The sequence below is a fragment of the Pseudotabrizicola algicola genome, assembly GCF_010915705.1.
Taxonomy (GTDB): Bacteria; Pseudomonadota; Alphaproteobacteria; order Rhodobacterales; family Rhodobacteraceae; genus Pseudotabrizicola; species Pseudotabrizicola algicola.
In genome coordinates this window covers 1,315,596-1,340,204 of the sequence record NZ_JAAIKE010000001.1, presented here as the reverse complement: position 1 = coordinate 1,340,204, position 24,609 = coordinate 1,315,596, and the positions used below count along the sequence as shown (strand labels likewise).

The window sequence follows — 24,609 nt, the reverse complement described above, 5'->3', positions numbered from 1 at the left end:
CGCAAGGAAGGCGAGGCGCTGCTGCCGGGGGTGGAATGGCACGAAGACGCCTACACCGCCGCCGCAGAGGCCGAGTGCATCGTGATCCTGACCGAATGGAACCAGTTCCGCGCCCTCGACCTCAATCGCCTCGCCGCAACCATGAAAACCCCGCGCCTCGCCGACCTCAGAAACATCTACGCAAAACCAGAAGCCCTCGCCGCAGGATTCAAAGCATATGAAGGCGTCGGGCGGTAAGGGGGATGGCGCGGTATTGCTTTTCGGGATGCCTGGGGGCGGTGCCATGACCGCGCGCGGGCGCACCACAGGCCGCGGCGCGGGCGCGGTTCTGCCATGAGGATCCTGATCCAGGGCTTCAATCTGGCCCCGAACGATCTGGGGGGCTCCGAACGTTCCGCGCGGGAACTGGCAGGCGGCCTCAGGGCGATCGGGCATGATCTGCGGTTCGTCCTGTCGGATGGGTCAAAGCCCTATCCGGCCGAAATCGACGGGATACCCATTGATATCGTGGCGGGGTTGCCGATCGGCAAAAGCCCTTTGCATGGCGAGCGCGCCTTTCTGTCGCGCATGCTTTGGTCTTTGCGCGGCGAGGTCGACGCGGTGCTGTTCCTGCGCGCATTGGCCTATCTGCGCGTCCGGCGTCCCGATGTCATCCTGATGAACAATCCCGCAGGGCATGGCTCTGCCTTCATGCTCGCCGCCCGCTGGCTGAAAATTCCCTATGTGCCGATCCTGCGCGATTATGGCTGGGTTTGCGCCTTTGGCATCATGATGCGGGGCGGCAGGAATTGCGACGGGCTGTGCGGCAGGTGCAAGTCCTTCTCGGTGGCTCGGCGGGCGCTCTTGCGCCGCGCGCCGGTCACCGTCGCGATCAGCCAGCACATGCAACGCGTCGCACGGGATCTGGCGGGGGTCGGCACGGCGCGGGTGGTCTATAATTCGGTTCCCGACACCTTCCATGCCTCTCCCCCTGCGGTCCGGCTCGATCCTGACCGGATGCGCTTTGGCTACATCGGTCGCATCCACCCGTCCAAGGGAGTTGTTGACCTGCTGGAGGGATGGGGCCGCAGCGCCCTGGGCGAGCAAGGCCATAGGCTTGAAATCGCGGGAGATATCCAGCAGGGGTTTGCCCGCGCCGATCTGCTTGAGGCGCCCGGCGTCACCTATCTGGGTCGTGTCGAGGCGCTGCCCTTTCTGGACCGGCTCGATGTCCTGATGGTCCCCGCCCTCTGGGCCGAGCCCTTTGGCCGCACCATCATCGAAGGTCTGGCGCGCCGCTGCTATGTGGTTGCCGGCCCACGCGGGGCCACAAAAGAACTGATCCCCACGGGCTGCGGCGAGACCCTGCCCGAGGTGACAGCCGAGGCGGTGTCGAACTGCCTGAAACGGCTGCAGCAGACACTGCGCCCCGATGCGCTTTCCCGTGCCTTTGACGCGCAAGCCGAGAGCCTTGCGCTCTACAAGGCCGCTCGCATGATTGCCGATTATGATGCCATCGTCCGCGAATGTGCGTCACGGCCAAACGCCACTTTTCCAAGGCCCGCCCCATGACCCCGAAACGCGTTCTGTTCATCATCCGGTCCTATCCCCCCGACGGGATTGGCGGGGCCATGCGCTCCACGCAGGCACTGGCCGAGGGATTGGCACAGCGCGGCCATGATGTGCATGTGCTGCGGCTTGCCGCCAAGGGCCGCACGGAAGAAATGAAGGCGCTGGCCGAAAACGCGGGTGTCACCGGACCGGGCAAGCCGACCCTGCACATCTTGCCGATCCGCAATGTCTACTGGCCCTATGACAGTTCCAGCCATTCGAAGTTTGCCAAGACGCTTTGGCATGCGCTTGATCTGCACAACCCTTTTGCCGCGCGCGATCTGCGCCGGTTTCTGGCCGATCTGCGCCCCGATGTCGTCAACACCAGCGTCATCGACGGCTTTTCCCCCTCGATCCTGCGGGAAATCCGCCGCTCGGGCGCGCGGCTCATCCATACGATGCGCGACTATTACCTGATCTGCGCCCGCTCCGGGATGTTCCGCGACGGACACAGCTGCGAAACCCTGTGCGGCAGCTGCAAACTGGTGCGCAATGTCAACCGCGCCCATACCCGCCACGTCGATCTTTTCCTGTCAAACAGCGCCTTTGTGGCCGAACAGCATCGCGCGCAGGGCGTCTTTGCCGCCGACAAGCCCTGTGCGGTGCAATGGAACATCAACGACCTGCCGATGGAACGCGCGCCGCACCTGCCCGCGCCCGACAAGATCGTGTTCGGCTTCATCGGGCGGCTTGCGCCGACGAAGGGGCTGGAAAAGCTCATCGAGGCCGCCCGTCTGATGCCGGCCGCGGGCCGCCCCTGGGAGGTGCGGATCGCCGGAGGGGGGGGCGATGCCTATGTCGCCTCGCTCAAGGCGCAGGCGCGCGATCTGCCAAATGTGCACTTTCTGGGCTGGAGCGATCCGACCGTCTTCAACCGGCAGGTGGATGTGGTGATCTGCCCGTCGGTCTATCACGAACCCCTGCCGCGTGTGATCTATGAGGCCTATGGCTTCGCGCGCCCCGTCATCGCCTCGGATGTGGGCGGCAATCCGGAAGTCGTGCAGGACGGGCGCACCGGCTTTCTCTATCCCGCGCAAGACCCCGGGGCGCTCGCCGCCCGGATGCACCGCTTTCGCGACATGCCGGATGAAACCTTTACCGCCCTGAGCACCGCCGCCCGCGCCTTCGGGGCCCACTTCACGGCCGACGCGGTCTTTGACAGCTTCGAGACGCATTTCGCGTTGGCGGATGAAAAACCAGAGGCACTGATATGACGCCGAGAGTTCAAGCAGGGAAGCGTCTTGTCGGTCTTTGGACATTGATGAACCGCCTCTACCGGCGGGGCGGGCTATCGCGGAAAATCGCGCGCGTCATTCACCATTACATCCACTTCAGGTATGCGTGCCACATCTCTCCGCAGGCCACCATCGAGGGTTGGATAAACCTCCCTCACCCCTTGGGTATCACCGTCGGACATGGGGTCGTGATTGCGGATAATGCAACGATTTACCAGAATGTGACCCTCGGGAAAGGCGCGCATGACGACAACTACCCTCGCGTATCCTCCGGCGCGACCCTGTTTACCGGCTCCGTTGTCTTGGGCGGAATCGAGGTGGGGACAAACGCTAAAGTAGGGGCGAATGCGGTGGTTCTGCAGTCTGTGCCGGCGGGCTGCACCGCAGTCGGCGTGCCCGCACGCGTTATCTGCCCCGGGTCCACTGCGAAATGAAGGTCACAACAAGACATATATCCGCCGTTGCGATTGCGGTTGCGAGCGCCTTGAATTTCATTGGTCTATTGCTATGGACACGGCTTCTCACCCCGGTAGATTTTGGCGTGTATACGCTTGTGTCTGCCACGTCTCTATTGGTTAACGCGTTTGTCTTTGAGTGGCTCAGGCAAACCGGGGCTCGCCTTCTCTTCAGCGCAGCCGATCCGTTGGAACTTGATCCTCAAACAAGCAACACCCTGGCTGCAATTTGCCTCATGCTTGCAACCGTGCTTGGTCTGGTGGCGCTTTTAATGTGGATCGCGCAGCTCCGGATTTTCGGACTTGCACCGTATTGGTGGCTGCTGATCTGGCTGTGGGTTCTGTCGGAAATGCTGTTCGCGCTTTGCTCCATCACAGCGCGCCTGCGCCTGCTGAGTTGGCGTTTCTTTTGGCTGATGACGCTGCGGGCCGCCGTCTCTCTCGCGCTTGGTGCCGGATTGGTGGCGGTGTTTGATCTTGGCGCACTTGGTGTGACTGTTGGAACAATTGCTGCGCAGTTCGCAATTTCGATTGTCGCGGCGGTGACGGATGCCGCATGGAAACGCATCAGGCCATGGCGCGCGACTTATGGCGAAGCACGCAAAATCCTCGATTTTGGTCTTCCGCTGATTCTGAGCACGGGCCTCGTGTTTCTTGCGGGAATAAGTGATCGCTACATTATTTCTGCAACTCTGGGGATCGAAGCCACCGGTCAGTATTCCGTTGCATCGGACCTCATGCAAAAGACCGTGATTTTTGTGATGCTTGCCATCAACATCACAGCTTATCCGCAAATTGTCCGGGCGTTTGAATCGCAAGGCAATCAGGAAGGCGCACGCAGACTTGCGCAGAACTTCGAGACCTTGCTTTTGGTATCTCTTCCGGTCGCCGTCACCTTCGGGGTCATGTCGCATGGTCTCGCCCGGCTGTTCGTCGGCGCTGCGTTCGAGGACAGCATGGCGCTTTTGTTGCCATGGGTTGCTGTTGCGGCAGTGATGCGCGGTCTGATGACCTTCCATCTTTCGGTCGCATTGCAGGCCGTCAAGAAAACCCGCATTCTTGTTGCTGCGCCCCTGATTACGCTTGCTGTCCTCATTCCCGCGGGCTTGATTGGCGTCAAATTGAACGGGTTACAGGGTGTCGCAATAAGCGTGGCATTTGCCCAGACCGCGAGCTTTGTGATTTTTGCCCGGATCGTCGGTAAAAATGTGGGCGTGTCGATGCTTAGCCGTGGCAGCGTGCTTGCCGTGGTGCTTGCGTTCGCCCTCGGAGTTGGGCTGCTGCCGTTCCGAAGTGTGACTGAAACCGTCAATCTGATTGGTGTGATCAGCGCCGCTCTTCTTCTATATGGCTTGGTTGCTTGGCGTTTTAAGGTGGCTACCTTCAGGTAACGCACGACTGATGACCAACCGGTTTGCGCTTGGTCGACGCTCTTTCGAGCGGCGCCGCATATCATGCAACACTTTAAGGCCGATTATTGAAAGGGCGAGAGCAATCGTCTTGATTCCGAAGAAATTCCACAGGTAACCAACAACAAATCCACCACTCAGGATGAAAACGAAAAGCTTCATAGAAAGAACAATTCTAAGAATGCTCAAGTCAATAATGGCCCTGACTGCCCAAATCATAACCAGGGCATAGATCAGATGTAAAAGGGGTGTGATTAAAATGAGGCCAAGCCCGCCCGTCGTCATCATGATATACGCGAACAGCGTGAATACGTAGCCGATTCCTCTGTGTTCTGCATAATAGACGTTCTCCGCTACCGCATGATGCTGCATCACATAATAGAGACCAAACTCTGCGCCAATCGTGCGGTGATTTTGTAGGCTCGGGTTTAGCCATGTTCGCATGTCGGCCATAAGCGGGGATGTATCAAGGTGAAAGAACTCACCATAACGCAGATCTGCGCTCCACCAGAACTCTCCTTGCGCGGCCATGCGACTAAACAGTCTTTCAAAGGCCATAGCGGAGTTTTCTTGAAAACCATAGACAATCAATACGAGAGGCATGGTCAGGACACTTATGAATCCCAGAACAAAGAAGGTTTTCTTCAAAGAAACCTCACCGTGCCGTGCAACATACAGAAGCGCCGTCGGAATAAGGATAAGAAGAGTCATCATCGCGAGAGACGTGAACTTCTCGGCAAAAAGGATCGAGATGACGTAGAGCGACAAGATCAGATAGAATGTGAATTTGCGCCGTGCGCTATCCAGCAGCAAAACGCCCAGAATGAATGCAAGAATTTGGCGGTTGTTGATGAAAGTTACGAAGATACGATCATCAAGCACGCGCCGAAACGCAAAGCGATCACTGCCGGTGAACATCGGGAATCCTTCGCGCACGCCGAGCAAGAAAGCATAAGACAGCATCGCGATAATGACGACGTAGAATATTCTTACACCTTTGATCTGGCCTATGATCTCGGGAACTTGTCTGTAGGCGTCAGAGACGCGTCGCCAGTTTGATTCGATGACCGACGAGGTTATCCAAAAGATAAAGATATACAGGGCGCTCAGGCGAACAAATGCACCGGTTGGCTCACCGTGCACTCCAAGTTCCGGGATATAAGCTCCTGACTCAATCGGAATGCCAGCAAACATCTCTGTCAAACGCAGAAACAGCAGGGGTGACAGCAGAATAAAGGAGGCAGGTCGCATTTTTGCAAGCGCGGCGCAAAATCCGGCAAAGCAAAAGAATCCAACATAAGCCCAGATCGAAGAGGGATAACTGGAGGAGAGGACTGAACCAAGCAGGTTCAGCCCAATGAGACCAAGCGAAATAACTGAGAATGCAACCAGATTTCTGAGTGTCATTTCGCCTTATTCCTCATTTAATCGGTCATACACAGGTGTGGCTTCACTTATCAATTCGTCGCGTCAGATGTCAGCGAAACCTCCGACACCTTCAGCACCACATCGAGCGGGCCGTCAAAGAGGATGCGCAGGAACATGCCGACGCTGGTGGTTTCGGCCTCGGTCGTGCTGACGCTGCCGGTAAAGCCCTCTGCGGCCTCGGCGGGTGCGAGGGCGGTGGCGAAGTAAAGGTCGGGGCGGATGCGCTCGCCGTCGGGCTGGTAATGCATCAGCCCCAGTTGCAGCCGCGCCGCATCGTCCAATGTGCCGGAGACAAGCTCGATCTTGATCGCCCCGTCAAAGACCTGCGCAGCGGTCGCGGGCAGGCGGTCGTCGCCGCGTGGTGACAGGTCAAGCTGCCCCCAGCCTTCGGATCGCGTCTGGCGCAGCGACAGGGTGACGCTGCCGGGCGCGCTGTCGAGCACCTCCACCTCCAGATCGCTGTCGCGCGAGCTGGCGAGGTGCCATCCCGTCGGCAGCGCGCCGCTTTCACCGAGTTTCCCTGCAACTGCCCCGGACAATGCGGCATTCGGCAGCAGATTGGGGCCTCGTGCCGCTGCGGCAGGGCTGGCGGTGGCCGGAGTTTCGCTTGCGGGGGCCTCGGCGGCGGGGAGGGCATCCGCCGGTTCTGCCTCCGGCGCATCCGGCACGGGCAGGTCCGGTGCAGGCGCGATTGCCTCTGCGGTCTCTGGCGCGGGCGGCGCCGTCTCCGGTTCTGCCTCCACCGGCGCCTCGGGGGCGGCAGCGGCTGCCGTCTGCGGCAGGCGGATGGTCTGGCCGGGGCGCAGCAGATCGCAATTCTCGAGCTCGTTCAGCGTGCAAAGCTCGCGCCAGCGGTTCGCATCCCCCAGCTGGCTTCGAGCAATCGACCCGAGGCTGTCACCGGGTTGCGCCACATAATCTTGTGCCTGTAGCGGAGCGAGTCCGCCGGAAAGGGTAAGGCAAGACGCACCTGCCAAAAGAAGTCTGCCCAAATTGGCCATGAAAATCTCCAATCGCTTTGTAATATCCGTTCAGGGTAACACCCGCTGCCCGCCGATTCGACCCTGAATGGGGCCGCTCGCGAGGCAGGTTTTGCAAATCGGCAGGTTTTAGACGACTTGCCTGATTTTTCCGCACTCCCGCTTGGCTGCGATCGCCCCGTCGATGGCCGCCTGCATGCGGGCGCGAAAGAGGACGGCGCTGAAGCCTTCGGCATGGCGGCGCAGGGCGGGCGGGTCGATGTCTTGCGCCAGTCCGGCTTCAAATCGCGCGATGGCGGCAATGAGCGAGTCGACGGATTGCTCGGCAAAGAGTTCACCCGTCACCCCCGGCAGCACGCTGTCGAGAGCGCCCCCGCGCCCGTAGGCGATGACAGGACGACCAGCGGCCATCACCTCGACCGGAACGATGCCGAAATCTTCCTCGCCGGGGAAAATCAGGGCCTTGCAGCGGGCGAATTCGCGCTTGAGTTGCTCGAACGGCACCTTGCCCAGAAAAGTGATGTTCGGCCCCGCGATCTTGCGCAAAGCCTCCAGCCGTTCCCCGCCCCCGATCACGCGCAGGGGAAGACCATTGCGGTTGAACGCCTCTATGGCCAGGTCGGGGCGCTTGTAATGCACCAGCTCGCCCGCCATGAGGTAATGCGATCCTACCTCCTCGGGCGGGGCGAGGTGAAACTGCTCGACCGCGACCGGTGGCGCGATGACCTCGGCATCACGGCGATAATAGCTCAGGATCCGCTGGGCGATGAAGCGCGAATTGGCGACGAAATGGTCGACGCGCATGGCCGTGGTGACATCCCAGATGCGCAGCTTGTGGGCGATCAGCGGCATGGCCGCACGGGTCAGACGTCCGGCCCCGGCGCGGTAGATGTGAAAATGGTCCCAGATATAGCGCATGGGCGAATGGCAATAGCAGACATGAACCGCATCGGGGCGGCAGATGATGCCCTTGGCCGGCCCGGATTCGCTCGAGATCACCAGATCGAATTCCGACATATCCACCATTTCCAGCGCACGCGGCATGAAGGGCAGGTATTTTTGGTAATGCTTCCGGGCACCCGGCATCCGTGCGATCGCCGTTTCGCGAATCTCGTGCCGCCGCAGCCTGTCGGAAATCGCGGCGCGGTCGACCACATGCGTTATGATGACGGCTTGCGGGTAAAGCGTGCAGAGTTCCTCAAGAACCCGTTCTCCGCCTCGCATGCCAACGAGCCAGTAGTGGACAATAGCGACTTTCATCAAGAATTGAGCCTAGATAAAAATGGGCAGGGCACAGACGCACCAAGGCACCACACCGGGCAGCGCAGCGGCTTGTCTGATGATCAATGGCTGCACTTTGTGCCAGTCCGGCATCGGCTGCAAGGGCCGCTATCGCACAACACCCCCGGCAGATGACGGCTGGCGACTTTCTGTGCAAACAGAAGCAGCATAGCGCCGCTCTCGCGACGTCCAGCCTTGCCTGCAATCGCCATCAGCGCCGCAGCTTCGCTTTGAGACGCGTCGCGATGCTCCACCGCCAGCCACGCGGAACCCGGGTGAATACGGCCTCGCGGTTCCCTTCTTGGATGCCTGTTCCATAACGGGCAATTCTCAAAGAGTTTTGCCCTCCGGCAAAACCGGGGCGGTTCAGTCTCTGTGGCGCCGGTTTGATCATTCGGGCGTGATCAATTACACAGCCCTTCCTGACAGCCTTTCCGAGCCCGGCGAATACATCATCGAGCGCATACTGGGTATCGAAGTATCCGTGCTGTTAATGGCTCTTGACGGTGTTATATGCCTGCGGCTGGCAGATCAGGCCGCGCGGCGGTGGGCTGGCTACAAGCCGGCGGAATTGCAGTTTCTCGAGCGGAAAGCATCAACTGATCAGAACTGGCACGACGCACTCCGGATCGCACTGGCCGAATATGACGTGGCAGCATGACCAAACCCTGCAAACGCCGGGCCTTTATCATTCCTTATCCATGCAAGGAACATCAGCGTGGATTGAAACGGAAAACTCTCCGACCTTTCCGACGACTGGAAATGGTCTTTGATCCCCCTGAACTTCTGGCTGCGCGTGCGGCTTCTCCCTTGTCAGGAACTTGATGTATGCAAAGTGAGGATCTGGCGACCATTCAGCATAGAATCCCTCCGCAATACTGAATCTGAAGAGCATACGGACCGGCCGGCTCGAGAGAGCAAGGGATTCCATGTGATCGAACCTTTCCTGAGAGATCGTCACATAAATCTCGATGAAGTCTTCCTGATCATACTGCCGTTCGTATTTGTCGATGGTCTTGATGCCGGCATAGACAACGCAGCTCTCATCCTCTCCATCTTTCGCCCTGCAAAGCTTGATGGTGACGTCCTTCACGACCCTCGAAGAGCCGATCACGCCGATCCATGGGCGGCCATTCCGCAGATGGTCAGTGTAGGGAGATCCGGTGCGCATCGTTGCGCTGATGATGCGACTATCTGGCTTATCTTCTTCACCAATGCTGGATGACCGGCTGCACTGGATTGATGTCGCTGTGAAGAAGATCGAATAACCGTAGGGTATAAGGTCGACCGCCCCGTTTTCGTCGTGCTCCCTGATGCACCAGCTATACAAACTCGTCTGCGTGTCGCGGATGAACTCAAACTTTTTGTCGATCAAATAGTCCATGCCGGCCCCCAATTACCACCCGGGCCATGCTGCACATTCAGCCAGCGAACCGCAAGCCGCCGTGCCGCCCCTACAGTCTGCACGGGCGGCAGGGTCTCGCGCGACCCTGATCCCGTAAGGCTTCGGCCGGGCACCTATTTGGGCCATTTTTGTTCAAATGAACAAAAGACCTCTCCCCGACATGCCCGCAAAGTCTGGGCTCAATGTGGTTTGGGTCAACAAAATAAGGGGGTTGGATGGTGCTGTGAGAGAGGATTGAACTCTCGACCTCTCCCTTACCAAGGGAGTGCTCTACCACTGAGCTACCACAGCATCTGCGCGGTCCGGCGATGTTTCGTCGGTGCGTGGCGGGTGATTAGACGCAAACGCGGCGGGGTGCAAGCCCCTTTTCCGGGCCTCTCTGGACCAATTCTGCGCGCTGCGATATAGCGGCGCTGATGATGGAGAAAACCGAGAAAACCCAAGCCGGCAAAGCGCCTTTGCGCGCCGCAGCCTTGCGTGAAGCGCGTCTGAAGGCGGCGCTCAAGGCCAATATGGCCCGGCGCAAGGCACAGGCAAAGCTGCGCGGGGGCGAAAAAATTTCTTCACAAACAGATTCCGGAACCGGGTCCGACCCCGCTTCCCAGACATAAAGAGAGTAGGCAGGGCATGGATTCGATTCTGGTCAAGGGCAACGGGGCGCTCAACGGGGTGATCCCGATTGCAGGGGCGAAGAACGCCTGCCTCACGCTGATGCCCGCGACGCTGCTGTCCGAAGAGCCGCTGACGCTCACCAATGCGCCGCGCCTGTCCGACATCCGCACCATGACCCAACTGCTGGAATCGCTGGGGGCCGAGGTGGCCAGCCTGCAGGATGGCCTCGTGCTGGCCATGTCCAGCCACAAGATCGACAACCACACCGCCGATTATGACATCGTGCGCAAGATGCGCGCCTCGATCCTCGTTCTGGGGCCGATGCTGGCGCGCGATGGCCATGCCATCGTCTCGCTGCCCGGCGGCTGCGCCATCGGCGCGCGGCCGGTCGATCTGCATCTCAAGGCGCTCGAGGCGATGGGGGCCGAACTCGACCTGCGCGATGGTTATGTCCATGCCAAGGCCCCCGGCGGGCGGCTGCGCGGGGCCACGTTCGAATTCCCCTTCGTCTCGGTGGGGGCGACCGAGAATGCGCTGATGGCCGCCACGCTGGCCAAGGGCACCACGGTGCTGAAGAACGCCGCACGCGAGCCGGAAATCGTCGATCTGGCGCGCTGCCTGCGCAAGATGGGCGCGCAGATCGAAGGCGAGGGCACTGGTACACTCACCATTCAGGGCGTCGACCGTCTGGGCGGGGCCACGCATCCGGTGGTGACCGACCGGATCGAGCTTGGCACCTACATGCTCGCCCCTGCCATCTGCGGCGGCGAGGTGGAATGCCTGGGCGGCACGCTGGAACTCGTCGGCGCCTTTGCGGAAAAACTGGATGAGGCAGGGGTGTCGGTGACACAGACCGAACGGGGCCTGAAGGTCAGCCGCAAGAATGGCCGTGTGTCGGCGGTGAATGTCACCACCGAACCTTTCCCCGGTTTTCCCACCGATCTGCAGGCGCAGATGATGGCGCTTCTGTGCACCGCCGACGGGGTCAGCGTGCTGGAAGAGAAGATCTTCGAGAACCGCTTCATGCATGCACCCGAACTCATCCGCATGGGCGCGCGCATCGACGTGCACGGCGGCACCGCCACGGTGACGGGGGTCAGCAAGCTCAAGGGCGCGCCGGTGATGGCGACCGACCTGCGCGCCTCGGTCAGCCTCATCCTCGCGGGTCTGGCGGCAGAGGGCGAAACCGTGGTCAGCCGCGTCTATCACCTTGATCGCGGCTATGAACGGGTGGAAGAAAAGCTCTCGGCTTGCGGTGCGAAAATCGAACGCATCAAGGATCGCCCGTAAAGGATCGCCCGTGAAGGATCGCTCATGACAGATGCACGCTATGAAGACGGCGATGACGCCCCGCTGCGCCTGATCGCGCAAGAGCCGCAAGACGTGCCGGTGATGGCGGCTCTGTTGCAGGATGCAGTGTTTCCGATCACCGAAATGCGCTTCGATGGCAAGGCCCGCCGCTTCGCCGTGCTTCTCAACCGTTTCCGCTGGGAAGACCGCACCGCCGCCGAGGCTGCAAAGCGCCCCTATGAACGCGTGCGCAGCCTGTTGGTGATCGAGGACATCCTGCGCCTGCGCAGCACCGGCATCGACCGCAGCCAGACCGAGATCATCCTCTCTCTCCTCACGATGGACTTCGCCCCGGGGCCAGAGGGCACCGGCACGCTCACCCTCACACTCGCAGGCGATGGCGCGGTGGCGATGGATGTCGAAGCCGTCTCCCTGCGCCTCGAAGACGTGACCCGCCCCTACATCGCCCCCTCGGGCAAGGCGCCCCTCCACGACTGACGTCGCGCACATCCGCCACCGGCAGGCGGTCCTTTTCCCAAGGTCTTTGTGCGCAGCGGTGTTCTCATCTGTTCATAAATATCCCGGGGGTCGGGGGGCTGGCCCCCCGTCCTACGCCAGCATCAGGCGCTAGCTCTGCACATCGCGCCGCCCGATCGGCCGCAAGGGCGGGGCAGGGGGCAGCAGCGCCCGGATATCGGCAAAGGGAAAGCGCGGCTCGAAGCGGAAGGCCTCGGCCCGCGCCTCGGGCAGCCCATTGCACTCCCCCGCGCGGAACGCCGCCTGCCGGTTGGCCATATGCACGAACCGCTCCGGCTCCTGGCTGGCATGGGCGCGGATGGCGGCCTCTTTCGCGGCCCAATGGGCACTGACATCCACCCAATGCGTCGGCACAAATCCGGTGCCGTTCAGTGTGTCCATCCAAAGGACCGGCACCTTGAACCCCGCCGCCTGCGTCGCCGCCGCCGACAGGGCGCGGTGGTCGGCATGGTAATCATTGGGCGCATGGGTCAGCAAAAGGTCAGGCTGCACCTCGTCCAGCAGAGTTTGCAACGCGCCTTCCAGCGCCGCATCGGCCCGCAAACCGCCATCGGGAAAATCGAGAAATCGCGGCACGCCCAAGGCCGCCAGCGCCGCCGTGGTTTCGGCGGCGCGCCGGGCCTTGAGCGCAGGGCCGGGCGGCGTGCCGCCCCGCGCCCCGTCGGTCGCGATGGCCAGCACCAGTTCCGCCCCCATCGCCGCCCATGCGCTCAGGCTGCCAAAGGCGAAGATCTCCAGATCGTCGGGATGCGCGCCGATGGCCAGAACCTTCACCGCTCACCCCTCCATCGCCAGAAACTCCAGCACCATCGCCGCCGTCCATGTGAACCGCCCGCCGCCCAGAGGCGCGCCGGTGATCGGGTCGTAATACTCAGCAAAGCCGCTTTCGCGGATCAGATCAAGGCTCGAGGCGGTGATCCGCGCCGCCGCATCCTCCTGTCCGGCGCGTGCCAGACCATCGGCGATCATGTAGTTCACCACCAGCCAGACCGGCCCGCGCCAATAGCGCTTGGCATCAAAGCGCGGGTCTGCGGGCGGATGGCTCGCCACGCGGAACCGCGTGCCATGCGCTTCGATCGTCGCCGCAATCGCCGCCGCCCGCGCAGGGGGCACCGCGCAGAACGCTGCCAGCAAACCGCCCACCGAGGCGGAGTCAATCAGTTCCCCCCGCACCCGGTCAAGGCACAGATACTGCCCATGCGCGTCCGACCACAGCCGCTCCATCGCGGCCAGACCGCGCGCGGCAAACTTGCGGTTCTCAGCGGCCAGGTCCGTCATCCCCAACCCTTCGGCCAGATCGGCCAGATCGGCGCAGGCGCGGATCAGGATGGCGTTGAAACCGGGGTCCACCACCTGAAAGGGCGACGCGTCGTGCAGCTTCGCCGTATCCCAGCCCAGCCCCCGGAAATGCTCCACCAGCCAGAGGTAACGGTCATACTGCTCTTTCGTCGGGCGATGCGCGGGGTCCGCGTGCTGGGTGTCGCGGCGGGTATAGGGGGTGATGCCATCGGTCGGCACCCGCTCGAAAGGTGCGTCCCAGTCGATCGAATTGTCGCGCCCCGCTTCCCACGGGTGGATGATCGCGACCAGCCCCTCGCCCCCCGGATCGCGGGTCGCGTAGAACCAGCGGTGCCATGCCGCCACCTTCGGCAGCAGCGCCTGCACCCGCGCCTCCGCGGCCACCTTGTCGCTGGCCCGGTCATAAAGGCGGCGCAAAGCGAATCCCGCCACCGCAGGCTGGGTGATCCCCGAAGTCGGCGTGGGCCGCCCCGTCGCCCAGACGTCGGGGCCGGGGAAATAGCCGTCATCATGCTTGTGGAAGACGATATGCGGCACCATCCCGCAGGGCCACTGATGGGCAAACAGCGTCTCGATCTCGGTCCAGGCGCGGGCCTCGTCAAAATGGCGCTGGCCAAGCGCGGTCAGGCACGAATCCCAGTTCCACTGGAACGGATACAGCCCCTTGGTCGGCACGGTGTAATGGCCGCGATCATTCTCTCGCAGGATTTCGATGGCGTTTTCGGTCAGCGTGGTCATGGCTCGATCTTTCAAAGGGCAGATTGGGTGGCAGGGTCGAACCAGCGGATGCGGTCCGGCACGGGGGCAAGGCGAAGCATGTCGCCGGGGGCGGGCAGCAGGTTGCTCTCCAGCACCGCGCGGAAGGGCTGGCCCGCCACCGATGCGGTGATCAGCGTATGCGGCCCCAGCGGCTCCACCACCCGCACCTCGGCGGGCAGCCCAGCTTCGGCAGGGTGCAGATCCTCGGGGCGGATGGCGAATTCGGCCGCCGCAGCGGCTGGCCCGTCAAACACCTGTCCCGCCACCTGCCACTTGCCCGCACCGGCAGGCTCGGCCTTCAGGAAGTTCATCGGCGGGTTGCCGATGAAACTGCCCACAAAGCGCGCGGCAGGGTTGCGGTAGACTTCCACCGGATTGGCCGCCTGCACGATCCGCCCGCCGTTCATCACCGAAATCCGGTCGGCAAGGCTCATCGCCTCGACCTGATCGTGGGTCACATAGATCGTGGTGGTCTTCGATTCCGCCAGCACACCCTTCAACTCGGCCCGCATCTCAAGCCGCAGCAGCGCATCGAGGTTCGACAAGGGCTCGTCCATCAGGATCACGTCGGGCTCCATCGCCAGCGCGCGCGCCACCGCGACCCGCTGGCGCTGCCCGCCCGACAATTCGCCGGAATAGCGCTTCAAAAGCTGCTCGATATGCATCAGCTCGGCGGTGCGGTTCACCCGCCGCGTCACCTCGGCCTGATCCATCTTCTTCATGCGCAGGCCAAAGGCGATGTTCTCGAACACCGTCAGATGCGGAAACACCGCGTAGTTCTGGAACACCATCGCGATGCCGCGCTCGCGCGGGGGCAGATGGTCCACCCGCCGCCCGCCGATCCAGACCTCGCCCGTCGTCGGCGTCTCAAGCCCCGCGATGATGCGCAGCAGCGTGGTCTTGCCACAGCCCGACGCGCCCAGCAGCACCATGAATTCCTGATCGGCAATCGTCAGATCCACCGAATGCAGCGCGGTAAAGCTGCCAAAGGTCTTTGCAACCTGTTTGATTTCGATAACGGCCATGATGACCCCCTTAACGGTTGGCGATGCCCCACATCGCAAACAGGTATTTGCGAACGGCAAAGATGAAGAACAAAGCAGGCAGCACCAGCGCCGCACCGCCCGCGAATTTCAGCGGCAGGGGTGACACATCGATGCTTTGCAGCAGGAACGCGGTCAGCGTGCGGTTCTCGATGGTCAGGACCGCCGCCGCAAAGACCTCGTTCCAGCTAATGACAAAGGCAAAGACGGCGCTGGCGGCAATGCCGGGGGCGGCCAGCGGCAAGATCACCTTGGTAAAGGCTTGCAGCCGCGTGCAGCCCAGCGTCCACGCCGCCTCTTCCAGTTCCAGCGGGATGCCGGAAAACAGCGAGAATGTAATCAGCACCGCAAAGGGCAGGGCCAGCGTCGTATGCACCAGCGCAAGACCGGTGATGGTGTCATCCAGTCCGGTGCGGATGAACATCACCGCCAGGGGCAGCGCCAGCAGCGGCAGCGGAAAGGCCCGCGTCATCACCACCAGAAAGCGGAACGTCTCCTTGCCCGGAAAGTCGAAGCGCGACAGCGCATAGCCCGCAGGCGCGCCGACCCCGATCGACAGGATCATGGTCAGCGCGGCCACCTTCACCGAATTCCACAGCGCATCGACCACGCCGGAAAAGCCGAAAAAGAACGACAGCGAGGCCAGATCGAAAGACGGGATGAACCGTTTGGGGAACCCCGTCACCTCTGCGGGGGCCGACAGGGCGTTGACGAACAACAGCCAGATCGGCAGCAGAACCCACAGGATCAGCAGGGCAACGCCCGCAATGAACACACGGTTTCCCGCGCGGCGCACAGATGTCACGCTCATACTCTCGCCCCCTTCGGCACATGCAGCAGACGCAGGATCAGGATGGTAAAGGCGACCGAGACGCCAAGGATCACCATGGCAAAGGCCGCCGCGACCCCGCGTTCCTGCATGGCGAATTGCCAGTGATAGGTTTCACTCATCAGCACCGGCAGTTGCGTGCCGCCAAGCGCGACCACCACCGCAAAGACCTCGAAGGCCAGAATGACGCGCAGGATCAGCGCGGTCTGCAGGCTGGGTTTCAGCATCGGCAGCGTCACGCGGCGGAACTTCTGCCAGCGCGACGCGCCGAACACATCCGCCGCCTCGCCATATTCCTTCGGAATGAGGCCCATGCCCGCGACAAGGATCACCATCATGATCGCGGTGGCCCGCCACACCTCGGCCAGAACGATCGCGATGAAGATGATCCATGTGTTCTGGTAGCCCAGCAGCAGGATCGGCCGGTCCACGATGCCAAGCCCGACCAGCAGGCTGTTCAGGAACCCCGACTGCTCGAACACCGACAGCCAGATCAGCCCGGCGGCAAGGTCCGAAATCCCCAGCGGGATCGCAAAGATATACAGGATCGTCGAGCGCCCGCGCTGCAGCTTGGTGACGATGCTCGCCATCGTCAGCGCCATCGCAAGCTGGATCGGCACCACCACCGCCGCAAGGATCATCGTGTTCCAGAACGCGGTGCTGAACTTCCAGTGCCCTGCCATGCGGCTGAAGTTCTCCAGCGTATACACGCCGTTGCGCATCACGGAATCATGCGCGACCTGCACGAAGGGATAGAGGAAGAACAGGCACAGAAAGGCCGTCGCCGGCAGCAGCAGGAGATAGGGAAGCAGTCGCGGCATGGCCGTGCCCCTTTTCGGTCAGGTGAAGATCAGTCGGGCAGGGAAGGGGCGCAACCGCAGCCGCGCCCCCCGGTTGCATCAGTTCACCGGGCAGGGCCCTTCGGACGCCGCATCCGGCGCCCAGCACGGCGCATTCGCCTCGATCATCAGCGCGCGCAGCACCTCGGCTTGGGAGTCGAGCACCGTGCGGATGTCCTGCCCCGCCAGAATGATCCGCTCGAAGGTGTCGGTATAGACCTGGTTGAACTGGCCCCCCTTGTCACCCAGCCCCATCGGTAGGAGCGCCGGCAGCGCATCCGGCGCGCCCGTCATCGCCGCAATCGCCGGACCCGCCGCCTGCACCGACGCCGGCATGTCATCCGGCAGGTCGGTCGCGATCACCGGAAAGAAGTTCGTCGCCCGCAGCGTCGCGATCTGCGTCTCGGGCTGCAGCATATACTGCACCAGGGCCATCGACTGCTCCATGTCCGGCGCCGTGCGCGGCACCGCGATGCCCGCTACCACCGGCATGAAGGCCCGCCCCTCGGGGCCGGCTGGCGCCGGGAAGGCCACGAAATCATCGGGCCGCTGGTTGAAGGCATCGGCAATCCGCGCCACATGGTCAAAGGCGATCCAGACCTCCTCGGTCACCAGCTGTTCCTGCATGAAGGAGTAATTGGTCGCCGCCGGATTGGTATACTGCCACAGCTCGCGGAATGTCTCCCACGCCGTCACCGCCGCATCCGACCGGAACTCCGTCACCGTCGACTTGGTATAGGCGGGCAGCAGGAACCCCTGGAAAAACCGGTGCTTGAGCCCCTGCGGCCCCGCCGGAAAGCCGAACTTCGGCCCGCCGGTCGCCTCGGCGGTCGCCCGCGCCCAGTCGATCAGCTGGTCATAGGTCAGCGCGTTGATATCCGCCCCCTCGGGCAGGAACTCCAGCGCCTTGCGGTTGGCCACCATCAGATAGGTCGCCTGCATCCACGGGATATACTTCTGCTCGCCGGTGCCCAAGGACCCCAGCTCCATCATCGCAGGCCCCACCGCCGCCGCATCGATGCCCGACAGGTCCACCAGATCGGGCCCCAGCGACGACAGATCGCCATGCAAGCCCCCCAGCACCGCGATCCGCCCCGATCCGGCCTGCAATTCCGCCTGCATCCGCGTCAGCCACGGCCCTTCGTCCGAGGGCTGGTAATCCACGCCCCCCGGAAATCCGGCCATCACCTCGTCCCGCATCTTCTGGCTTTCTTCCACCGGCTTGGCCTGCGTGGACCAGAACAGCGGCTCGGCCAAAGCCGGGCCTGCCACCATGGATAAGCTCACGGCAGCCGCCGTCAGCCGCCATTTTGTCAGCGATTTCATGTCGTCCTCCCTTTTTTCATGGCGCTCTGGGCGCTTGGTTCAGGCCAGCATCAGGATGGTGCAGGCCCGTGGCTGGCGCGCAGCACCAGCTTTGGCCGGATCAGCAAAGACTGCTGCTCCGCATCGGGTGTCTGGATACGCTCCACCAGCATCCGCCCGGTTTCCCGCGCCGATGAAAACGTATCGCTGTCAAAGGTGGTCAACCCCGGTCGCGCCATCGCCGCCGAGGTGATGTTGTCATAGCCGATCACGCTGATGTCTTCCGGCACCGAAAGCGAAAGGCTTTCGGCCACCTGCAGGACGTTCATCGCAAGGCTGTCAAACAGGGTCAAAATCGCGGTCGGGCGCGGATCGGCGGTCAGCATGCGGTGCACCGCCTCTTGCCGCTGCGCGCGGTCATAGCGCGAAGTGGTGGCAATCGTCAGGCTGACCTCGGGGTCGCCCCGCCGCTCCATCGCCTGCAACACCCCTTCGGTGCGGTGGTGGCGGAACGTCATCGGCTCTTCGATGGTCAGCAGCGCAAAGCGCCGGTGTCCCAGCGCGTAAAGCAGGTCAAAGGCTTCGGCAAAGGCCGCCGTGCCATCGGTATCCACCCAGGAATAGGGCAGACCATCGGCCAGCACCCGCCCGTGGGTCACAAAGGGAAAGCCCGCCGAAATCAGGTAATCCACCCGCGGGTCAACCTCCGATGTCCGGCCAAGGATCAGCCCGTCGGCCCGCCGCGTCGTCACGATGTTGCGGATCACCGACAATTCCGACTGCCCCGCCGGAATCGCCGCCAGAAACAGGTCGATACCGGTTTCCGCCAGCCCGTGCCCGAGGCCGGAGATGTATTCGCCCAGATAGCTGTCTTCGCGGCCATAGCCGGGGTCCGTCAGCACCAGACCGGCAAAGCCGGAATTGCGCCCGCCGACAAGGTTCTGCGCCGCGCGGTTGGGCGCATAGCCCATTTCCTGCGCCAGCGCCTGAATCCGCGCGCGTGTCGCTTCGGGAATACGGTCATGTCCTGCAAGGGCGCGCGACACGGTCGAGGCGGAAAGCCCCAAAGCGCGCGCGATATCCTTGATCGTGGCCATGCAAAGCCCCCTCCCGACTGCCTGCGACTCAAAAGCTAGCACCAGTTTGCGATTTGCGCAAACGTTTGCGCAAACTTTTTTTCGGGCGGGGCATGTCCGGGGCAGGGGGCGTGCGGAAACGGTGCGGCGCTAGTCGCGCGGGGTCTCTGCCTGCAAATCGGCAAAGATGTCGGACCAGACCGCCGCATCCGCCTCCAGCCCCACGATACAGCGCAGAAAATACGCGCCTTCCGCCGCCAGATAGGCCGTGCGCCGCTGCCGCTCGGCCTCGGTCGTCGCGGTCAGATCGCCGATCCGCGCCTGATACCACTGGCGCAGGCTGTCGCTGCCCAGCCCCGCGCTGGCAAGGATCGCCAGCAAACTCGCCACGCGCTGCCCGCTGCCATTGTGCAATTCCTCATAGGTGCAGCGCAGGTGGGCGTTCAGCCGCGCCTCTGGCGTGGTCTCCTCTGCCAGCATGGCACGGAAGCGCGCCGCCTCATGCGCCATCCAGCGCCCGATCAGCGCATCGATCAAGGCATCGCGGCTGCCAAAGGCCGATTGCACGCTGGCCTTGCTCAGCCCCGCCTCGGTGGCGACGCTGGCAAAGGACAGCGCCGCCGCGCCTTGCCGCGTCACCACCCTTTCGGCGGCATCCAGCAGGGTTTCCCGATCTATCGTGCGTGGTCTTGCCAAGGCGCGCCTCCTGTCCTATTTAAATACGAACGTATCTAAACTGACTGGGCAAGGCAAGCATCGCGCGCCGAAGCCCCGGATTGCAAACAGCCGTTGGACCAGACCCATGATCGCGCTCAGACCTTTTCCCCGCCGCGTGCTTTACGTCACCCTGTTCGAAGGTCTGGCGATTGTTCTTTCGGCGGTCCTGCTCGCCGCGCTCAGCGGCAGCAGCGCGCAGGGCAACCTGCCCGTCGCCATCGCTGCCTCGACCGTCGCCGTGGTGTGGAATTTCCTCTACAACACGGGGTTCGAGGCATGGGAACGGCGGCGCGGTTTCGCGGGCCGCAGCCTTGCGGTGCGTGTCGTGCACACCCTCGGGTTCGAGGGCGGCCTCGTCCTCCTGCTGATTCCGCTGTTCATGTGGTGGTATGGGGTGGGGCTGCTCACCGCCCTCGCGATGGAGGCGGCGCTGCTGGTGTTCTTTCTGGTCTTCACCTTCGTCTTCACTTGGGTGTTTGACATCCTGGTCAGGCGGATCGAGCCGGACCTGCCAACCCCCCGAGCCGAAAGCGTCTAGGGCCCCGCGCCTCGGGCCCCGCGCCGTCTTGCCGTCGTGCCCGCATGTCCCTTCGCCCCGCCATCCGGCAACGGGCGCGGCCCGCGCCGGACAGGCCCCGCATAGACCACCGCCATAGACCAAAGGCAGGCCGCAAAGCCTGCCTCTGATGTGGTGCAAAGGTTAATGCGCGGTTAAGACCGCAGGCCTATGCCATTGATGCCAAAGGCTTTCGGCGCGTGTAACACAGCGGGGGGCGCTGGCGCCCCGCGCCCCTCAAACCAGCCGCTCCACCTCTTTCGCGGCCCGCACGAAGTCCGCGAACAGGGGGTGGGGGGCAAAGGGCTTCGATTTCAATTCGGGGTGGAACTGGACCCCGATGAACCAGGGATGGTCCTTGACCTCGACAATCTCCGGCAGCTTCCCGTCCGGCGACATCCCCGAGAACACCAGACCGCAGGCCTCCAGCTGCTCCCTATACTGGATGTCCACCTCATAGCGGTGCCGGTGCCGCTCCTCGATGACCGAGCAGCCATAAACCTCCGAAACCCGCGACCCCGTCTTCAGATTGGCCGTGTAAGCCCCCAGCCGCATGGTGCCGCCCTTGGCATCATCCGCCTTGCGCCGGACCGTGTGGTTGCCCTGCACCCATTCCTTCAGATGGTAGACCACGGGGGTAAAGCGCTTCTTGCCCGCCTCATGGTCGAACTCTTCCGAGCCTGCATTGGGCAGCCCCGCCAGATTACGGGCGCTCTCGATGACCGCCATCTGCATGCCAAGGCAAATCCCCAGATAGGGGATCTTCTTTTCCCGTGCGAATTGCGCCGCCTTGATCTTCCCTTCCGTCCCCCGCTCGCCAAACCCGCCGGGCACCAGAATGGCATGGTAGGCCTGCAAATAGGGGGCGGGGTCTTCGTTCTCGAAGATTTCCGCGTCGATCCATTCCGCCTTCACACGGGTGCGATTGGCCATGCCCCCATGCGTCAGCGCCTCGGCGATGGATTTGTAGGCGTCCTCGAGCTGGGTATACTTGCCCACGATCGCGACCCGCACCATGCCCTCGGCCCCGGTCAGACGGTCCATCACGTCTTCCCAGCGGGTCAGGTTCGGCTTGGGCGCAGGCGAGATGCCAAACGCATCCAGCACCGCCTGATCCAGCCCCGCGCGATGATAGGCCAGCGGTGCCTCGTAGATCGTGCTCAGGTCATAGGCCGGAATCACATGCTCCTTGCGCACGTTGCAGAACAGCGCAATCTTCTCGCGTTCCTTGTCGGGGATCGGATGCTCGGACCGGCAGACCAGCACATCCGGCGCAAGCCCGATGCTCTGCAACTCCTTGACCGAGTGCTGGGTGGGCTTGGTCTTCAACTCTCCTGACGCGGCAAGATAGGGCAGCAACGTCAGGTGCATCAGGATCGACTGGCCCCGCGGACGCTCGTGGATGAACTGGCGGATCGCCTCGAAAAAAGGCAGGCCCTCGATATCGCCCACCGTGCCGCCGATCTCGCACAGCATGAAATCGACCTCATCCGCGCCGATGCGAAGGAAATCCTTGATCTCGTTGGTGACGTGGGGAATGACCTGGATGGTTTTTCCCAGATAATCGCCGCGCCGCTCTTTCTCCAGCACGTTGGAATAGATGCGGCCCGACGAGATCGAGTCGGTCGCCCGCGCATGCACCCCGGTGAAGCGCTCGTAATGGCCAAGGTCGAGGTCGGTTTCCGCGCCGTCATCGGTCACGAACACCTCGCCATGTTCGAAGGGCGACATCGTGCCGGGGTCTACGTTGAGGTAGGGGTCGAGCTTGCGCAGGCGCACCGTGTAGCCGCGGGCCTGCAGCAGCGCCCCGAGCGCCGCAGAGGCAAGCCCCTTGCCAAGGGAGGACACAACGCCGCCTGTGATGAAAATGTAGCGTGCCAAGTGAAGCCCCCGTGTTTTCGTCGCGATTCGATGGGTGGGAATCGCAGCACCACGGGATGAAAGCCTTATCCCAGGGAATAGCCCTTTGCAACAGCACCGCAAGATGCTGTTTGGTCAGGTGGGGCCGCGACAACAGATGGTAGGGTGGGCGGAATCAGTTTTCCGCCCGTGGTGGGGTCAGCGGCGCGTTGGTGGGTGCCGGCGGCAGCAGATCGCTGCCCGAGGGCGCGGCCGGAGTGGCCGGTGCCGGAGTGGGCGCGCCGATCTGGTCGATCACCGAGCTGGAGCCTGCCTGCTGCGCGGCCAGAATGGTCAGCGTGATCGAGGTGCAGATGAACAGGATGGCAAGAATCCATGTGACCTTGCCAAGCGCCGTTGCCGCCGCACGCCCCGACATGGCACCACCACCGCCGCCACCCATGCCAAGGCCGCCGCCTTCGGACCTTTGGAGAAGGACCACGCCGACCAGAAGGAGGGCGAGAATAAGGTGGATGGCAAGGATGACGTTTTCCATGGGCGTTCCCGAAGCTGACGCGCCTATCTAGGCTGATGGGGGGCTGCGCGCAACCCCTTGCACCGTGCGCGCTGCTGTGAAGCGCGGGAGCCTCCGGCGGGAGTATTTGGAAAAGCAGCAATGCAGGGTGCGGGAAACGGCGCGCGCGGCCGGGAATGGTGATTTCCTTGTTTCCCTGCGCGGGGCTTGCGTCTATAGCACAGGCGGTTTCAGAGCCAAGGAGAACAGCATGGCCAACGTGGTTGTCGTGGGCGCCCAGTGGGGCGACGAAGGCAAAGGCAAGATTGTGGACTGGCTGTCCGAACGCGCAGATATCGTCGCGCGCTTTCAGGGCGGACACAATGCCGGCCATACGCTGGTCATCGATGGCAAGGTCTACAAGCTTTCGCTGCTCCCGTCCGGCATCGTGCGCGGCGGAAAGCTGAGTGTGATCGGCAACGGCGTGGTGCTGGACCCGTGGCATCTGGTGGGCGAGATCGCCAAGCTGCGCGATCAGGGCGTCGACATCACGCCGCAGAACCTGCTGGTCGCCGAGAACGCGCCGCTGATCCTGCCGCTGCACGGCGAGCTTGACCGTGCGCGTGAGGGCAGCCTGACGGTGGCCAAGATCGGCACCACGGGGCGCGGCATCGGTCCGGCCTACGAGGACAAGGTGGGGCGGCGCGCCATCCGTGTGGCCGACCTTGCGGATGCGGCCACGCTGGAGTTGCGGGTGGACCGTCTGCTGGCGCATCACGATGCGCTGCGCCGCGGTCTTGGTATGGAGCCTGTGGACCGCGCGGCGCTGCTGGCGCTGCTGCACGAGATTGCGCCGCAGGTGCTCCCCTATGCCGCGCCGGTGTGGAAGCTGATGAACGAGTCGCGCCGCGCCGGAAAGCGCATCCTGTTCGAGGGCGCGCAGGGCAGTCTGCTCGACATCGATTTCGGCACCTATCCCTTTGTCACCTCGTCCAATGTGATCGCGGGGCAGGCGGCGACGGGCGTCGGCCTCGGGCCGACCGCGATCGATTTCGTGCTGGGCATCGTCAAGGCCTACACCACTCGTGTGGGCGAGGGGCCATTTCCGGCGGAGCTTTTCGATGCCGATGGCGAGCGTCTGGGCGAGCGGGGGCATGAGTTTGGCACCGTGACAGGGCGCAAGCGCCGCTGTGGCTGGTTCGATGCCGTTCTGGTGCGCCAGACTTGCGCCACCAGCGGTGTGTCGGGGATTGCGCTGACCAAGTTGGACGTGCTCGACGGGTTCAAGACGCTCAAGATCTGTGTGGGCTACGATCTGGATGGCACACGTCTGGATTACCTGCCGACGGCGGCGGACCAGCAGGCGCGTTGCAAGCCGATCTACGAGGAGATGGAGGGCTGGTCGGAATCGACGGCCGGCGCACGGTCCTGGGCCGATCTGCCGGGGGCCGCGATCAAATATGTGCGGCGCATCGAGGAATTGATCCAGTGCCCGGTCGCGCTACTCTCTACCTCGCCCGAGCGGGATGACACCATTCTGGTGACGGACCCATTCGCGGATTGAGAGGCAAATGGCGCGGTGCCGTGAAAGGGGCCGCGCCTGACAGGAGT

General features: G+C 62.9%; 24 protein-coding genes and 1 tRNA gene. 10 read left to right on the top strand and 15 right to left on the bottom strand.

The window, feature by feature from the left end:
* The 4 genes from G3572_RS06540 to G3572_RS06520 all read left to right on the top strand — a co-directional run.
* The coding region (locus tag G3572_RS06540) for a UDP-glucose/GDP-mannose dehydrogenase family protein (protein ID WP_240335417.1) at positions 1 to 237 on the top strand (237 nt) is incomplete at its 5' end.
* Between the two features lie 96 nt (positions 238 to 333).
* The gene (locus tag G3572_RS06535) at positions 334 to 1,551 is read left to right on the top strand and encodes a glycosyltransferase (RefSeq protein WP_164609839.1); all 1,218 of its coding nucleotides are present in this window, start codon (positions 334 to 336) and stop codon (positions 1,549 to 1,551) included.
* Positions 1,548 to 2,804: a glycosyltransferase family 4 protein gene (locus tag G3572_RS06530; protein WP_164609837.1), complete on the top strand. Its 1,257-nt coding sequence runs from the start codon at positions 1,548 to 1,550 to the stop codon at positions 2,802 to 2,804. The genes G3572_RS06535 and G3572_RS06530 overlap by 4 nt, the downstream gene beginning before the upstream one ends.
* Before the next feature lie 451 nt (positions 2,805 to 3,255).
* Positions 3,256 to 4,671: a lipopolysaccharide biosynthesis protein gene (locus tag G3572_RS06520; protein WP_164609833.1), complete on the top strand. Its 1,416-nt coding sequence runs from the start codon at positions 3,256 to 3,258 to the stop codon at positions 4,669 to 4,671.
* On the opposite strand, the gene G3572_RS06515 is transcribed toward G3572_RS06520, so the two are convergent.
* From G3572_RS06515 to G3572_RS06505, 3 genes are all read right to left on the bottom strand, one after another.
* A complete protein-coding gene (locus G3572_RS06515) occupies positions 4,624 to 6,096 on the bottom strand; it encodes a DUF6418 domain-containing protein (RefSeq protein WP_164609831.1) in 1,473 nt (490 codons plus the stop codon). The two genes, G3572_RS06520 and G3572_RS06515, sit on opposite strands and share 48 nt — an antisense overlap.
* Positions 6,097 to 6,146: 50 nt before the next feature.
* The gene (locus G3572_RS06510) at positions 6,147 to 7,118 is read right to left on the bottom strand and encodes a LysM peptidoglycan-binding domain-containing protein (protein WP_164609829.1); all 972 of its coding nucleotides are present in this window, start codon (positions 7,116 to 7,118) and stop codon (positions 6,147 to 6,149) included.
* A gap of 108 nt (positions 7,119 to 7,226) precedes the next feature.
* Entirely contained in the window at positions 7,227 to 8,357 is a 1,131-nt protein-coding gene (locus tag G3572_RS06505) for a glycosyltransferase (RefSeq protein ID WP_164609827.1), read from the bottom strand.
* Between the two features lie 421 nt (positions 8,358 to 8,778).
* On the opposite strand from G3572_RS06505, the gene G3572_RS06500 reads away from it, so the two are divergent.
* On the top strand, positions 8,779 to 9,039 hold the full coding sequence (locus G3572_RS06500) for a hypothetical protein (protein ID WP_164609825.1): 261 nt from the start codon (positions 8,779 to 8,781) through the stop codon (positions 9,037 to 9,039).
* A gap of 27 nt (positions 9,040 to 9,066) precedes the next feature.
* On the opposite strand, the gene G3572_RS06495 is transcribed toward G3572_RS06500, so the two are convergent.
* Both G3572_RS06495 and G3572_RS06490 read right to left on the bottom strand, forming a co-directional pair.
* A complete protein-coding gene (locus tag G3572_RS06495; protein WP_164609823.1) occupies positions 9,067 to 9,762 on the bottom strand; it encodes a hypothetical protein in 696 nt (231 codons plus the stop codon).
* Positions 9,763 to 9,999: 237 nt separating this feature from the next.
* Positions 10,000 to 10,074: transfer RNA gene (locus G3572_RS06490), tRNA-Thr, on the bottom strand.
* A gap of 125 nt (positions 10,075 to 10,199) precedes the next feature.
* Here G3572_RS06490 and G3572_RS06485 point away from each other — a divergent pair.
* The 3 genes from G3572_RS06485 to G3572_RS06475 are packed head-to-tail and all read left to right on the top strand — an operon-like array spanning position 10,200 to position 12,183.
* The gene (locus G3572_RS06485) at positions 10,200 to 10,394 is read left to right on the top strand and encodes a hypothetical protein (protein ID WP_164609821.1); all 195 of its coding nucleotides are present in this window, start codon (positions 10,200 to 10,202) and stop codon (positions 10,392 to 10,394) included.
* Positions 10,395 to 10,410: 16 nt separating this feature from the next.
* Positions 10,411 to 11,685, top strand: coding sequence for a UDP-N-acetylglucosamine 1-carboxyvinyltransferase (gene murA / locus G3572_RS06480; protein WP_164609820.1), 1,275 nt, complete (start codon positions 10,411 to 10,413; stop codon positions 11,683 to 11,685).
* Between the two features lie 24 nt (positions 11,686 to 11,709).
* Positions 11,710 to 12,183: a DUF2948 family protein gene (locus G3572_RS06475; RefSeq protein ID WP_164609818.1), complete on the top strand. Its 474-nt coding sequence runs from the start codon at positions 11,710 to 11,712 to the stop codon at positions 12,181 to 12,183.
* 129 nt (positions 12,184 to 12,312) lie between these two features.
* Here the strand turns inward: G3572_RS06475 and G3572_RS06470 are convergent, their stop codons facing one another.
* From G3572_RS06470 to G3572_RS06435, 8 genes are all read right to left on the bottom strand, one after another.
* Positions 12,313 to 12,996: a PIG-L deacetylase family protein gene (locus G3572_RS06470; protein ID WP_164609816.1), complete on the bottom strand. Its 684-nt coding sequence runs from the start codon at positions 12,994 to 12,996 to the stop codon at positions 12,313 to 12,315.
* 3 nt (positions 12,997 to 12,999) lie between these two features.
* Positions 13,000 to 14,259 (bottom strand): MGH1-like glycoside hydrolase domain-containing protein, encoded by a 1,260-nt coding sequence (locus G3572_RS06465; protein WP_164609814.1) that lies wholly within the window; start codon positions 14,257 to 14,259, stop codon positions 13,000 to 13,002.
* Positions 14,260 to 14,270: 11 nt separating this feature from the next.
* Positions 14,271 to 15,305 (bottom strand): ABC transporter ATP-binding protein, encoded by a 1,035-nt coding sequence (locus tag G3572_RS06460; RefSeq protein WP_164609813.1) that lies wholly within the window; start codon positions 15,303 to 15,305, stop codon positions 14,271 to 14,273.
* A 10-nt stretch (positions 15,306 to 15,315) separates the two neighbouring features.
* Positions 15,316 to 16,134, bottom strand: coding sequence for a carbohydrate ABC transporter permease (locus G3572_RS06455; protein ID WP_164609811.1), 819 nt, complete (start codon positions 16,132 to 16,134; stop codon positions 15,316 to 15,318).
* The gene (locus G3572_RS06450; RefSeq protein WP_164609809.1) at positions 16,131 to 16,973 is read right to left on the bottom strand and encodes a carbohydrate ABC transporter permease; all 843 of its coding nucleotides are present in this window, start codon (positions 16,971 to 16,973) and stop codon (positions 16,131 to 16,133) included. The genes G3572_RS06455 and G3572_RS06450 overlap by 4 nt, the downstream gene beginning before the upstream one ends.
* A gap of 78 nt (positions 16,974 to 17,051) precedes the next feature.
* Complete coding sequence (locus G3572_RS06445) at positions 17,052 to 18,317, bottom strand: ABC transporter substrate-binding protein (RefSeq protein WP_164609807.1); 1,266 nt, start codon at positions 18,315 to 18,317, stop codon at positions 17,052 to 17,054.
* Positions 18,318 to 18,367: 50 nt separating this feature from the next.
* A complete protein-coding gene (locus tag G3572_RS06440) occupies positions 18,368 to 19,393 on the bottom strand; it encodes a LacI family DNA-binding transcriptional regulator (protein ID WP_164609805.1) in 1,026 nt (341 codons plus the stop codon).
* Between the two features lie 129 nt (positions 19,394 to 19,522).
* On the bottom strand, positions 19,523 to 20,068 hold the full coding sequence (locus G3572_RS06435; protein WP_164609804.1) for a TetR/AcrR family transcriptional regulator: 546 nt from the start codon (positions 20,066 to 20,068) through the stop codon (positions 19,523 to 19,525).
* Positions 20,069 to 20,174: 106 nt separating this feature from the next.
* On the opposite strand from G3572_RS06435, the gene G3572_RS06430 reads away from it, so the two are divergent.
* On the top strand, positions 20,175 to 20,627 hold the full coding sequence (locus G3572_RS06430) for a PACE efflux transporter (protein WP_205518527.1): 453 nt from the start codon (positions 20,175 to 20,177) through the stop codon (positions 20,625 to 20,627).
* Positions 20,628 to 20,882: 255 nt separating this feature from the next.
* On the opposite strand, the gene pyrG is transcribed toward G3572_RS06430, so the two are convergent.
* Complete coding sequence (gene pyrG / locus G3572_RS06425) at positions 20,883 to 22,526, bottom strand: CTP synthase (RefSeq protein WP_164609802.1); 1,644 nt, start codon at positions 22,524 to 22,526, stop codon at positions 20,883 to 20,885.
* 154 nt (positions 22,527 to 22,680) lie between these two features.
* A complete protein-coding gene (secG, locus tag G3572_RS06420) occupies positions 22,681 to 23,040 on the bottom strand; it encodes a preprotein translocase subunit SecG (protein WP_164609800.1) in 360 nt (119 codons plus the stop codon).
* 229 nt (positions 23,041 to 23,269) lie between these two features.
* Here secG and G3572_RS06415 point away from each other — a divergent pair, with 229 nt between their 5' ends.
* Entirely contained in the window at positions 23,270 to 24,562 is a 1,293-nt protein-coding gene (locus G3572_RS06415) for an adenylosuccinate synthase (RefSeq protein ID WP_164609798.1), read from the top strand.
* The last annotated feature ends 47 nt before the right edge of the window (positions 24,563 to 24,609 follow it).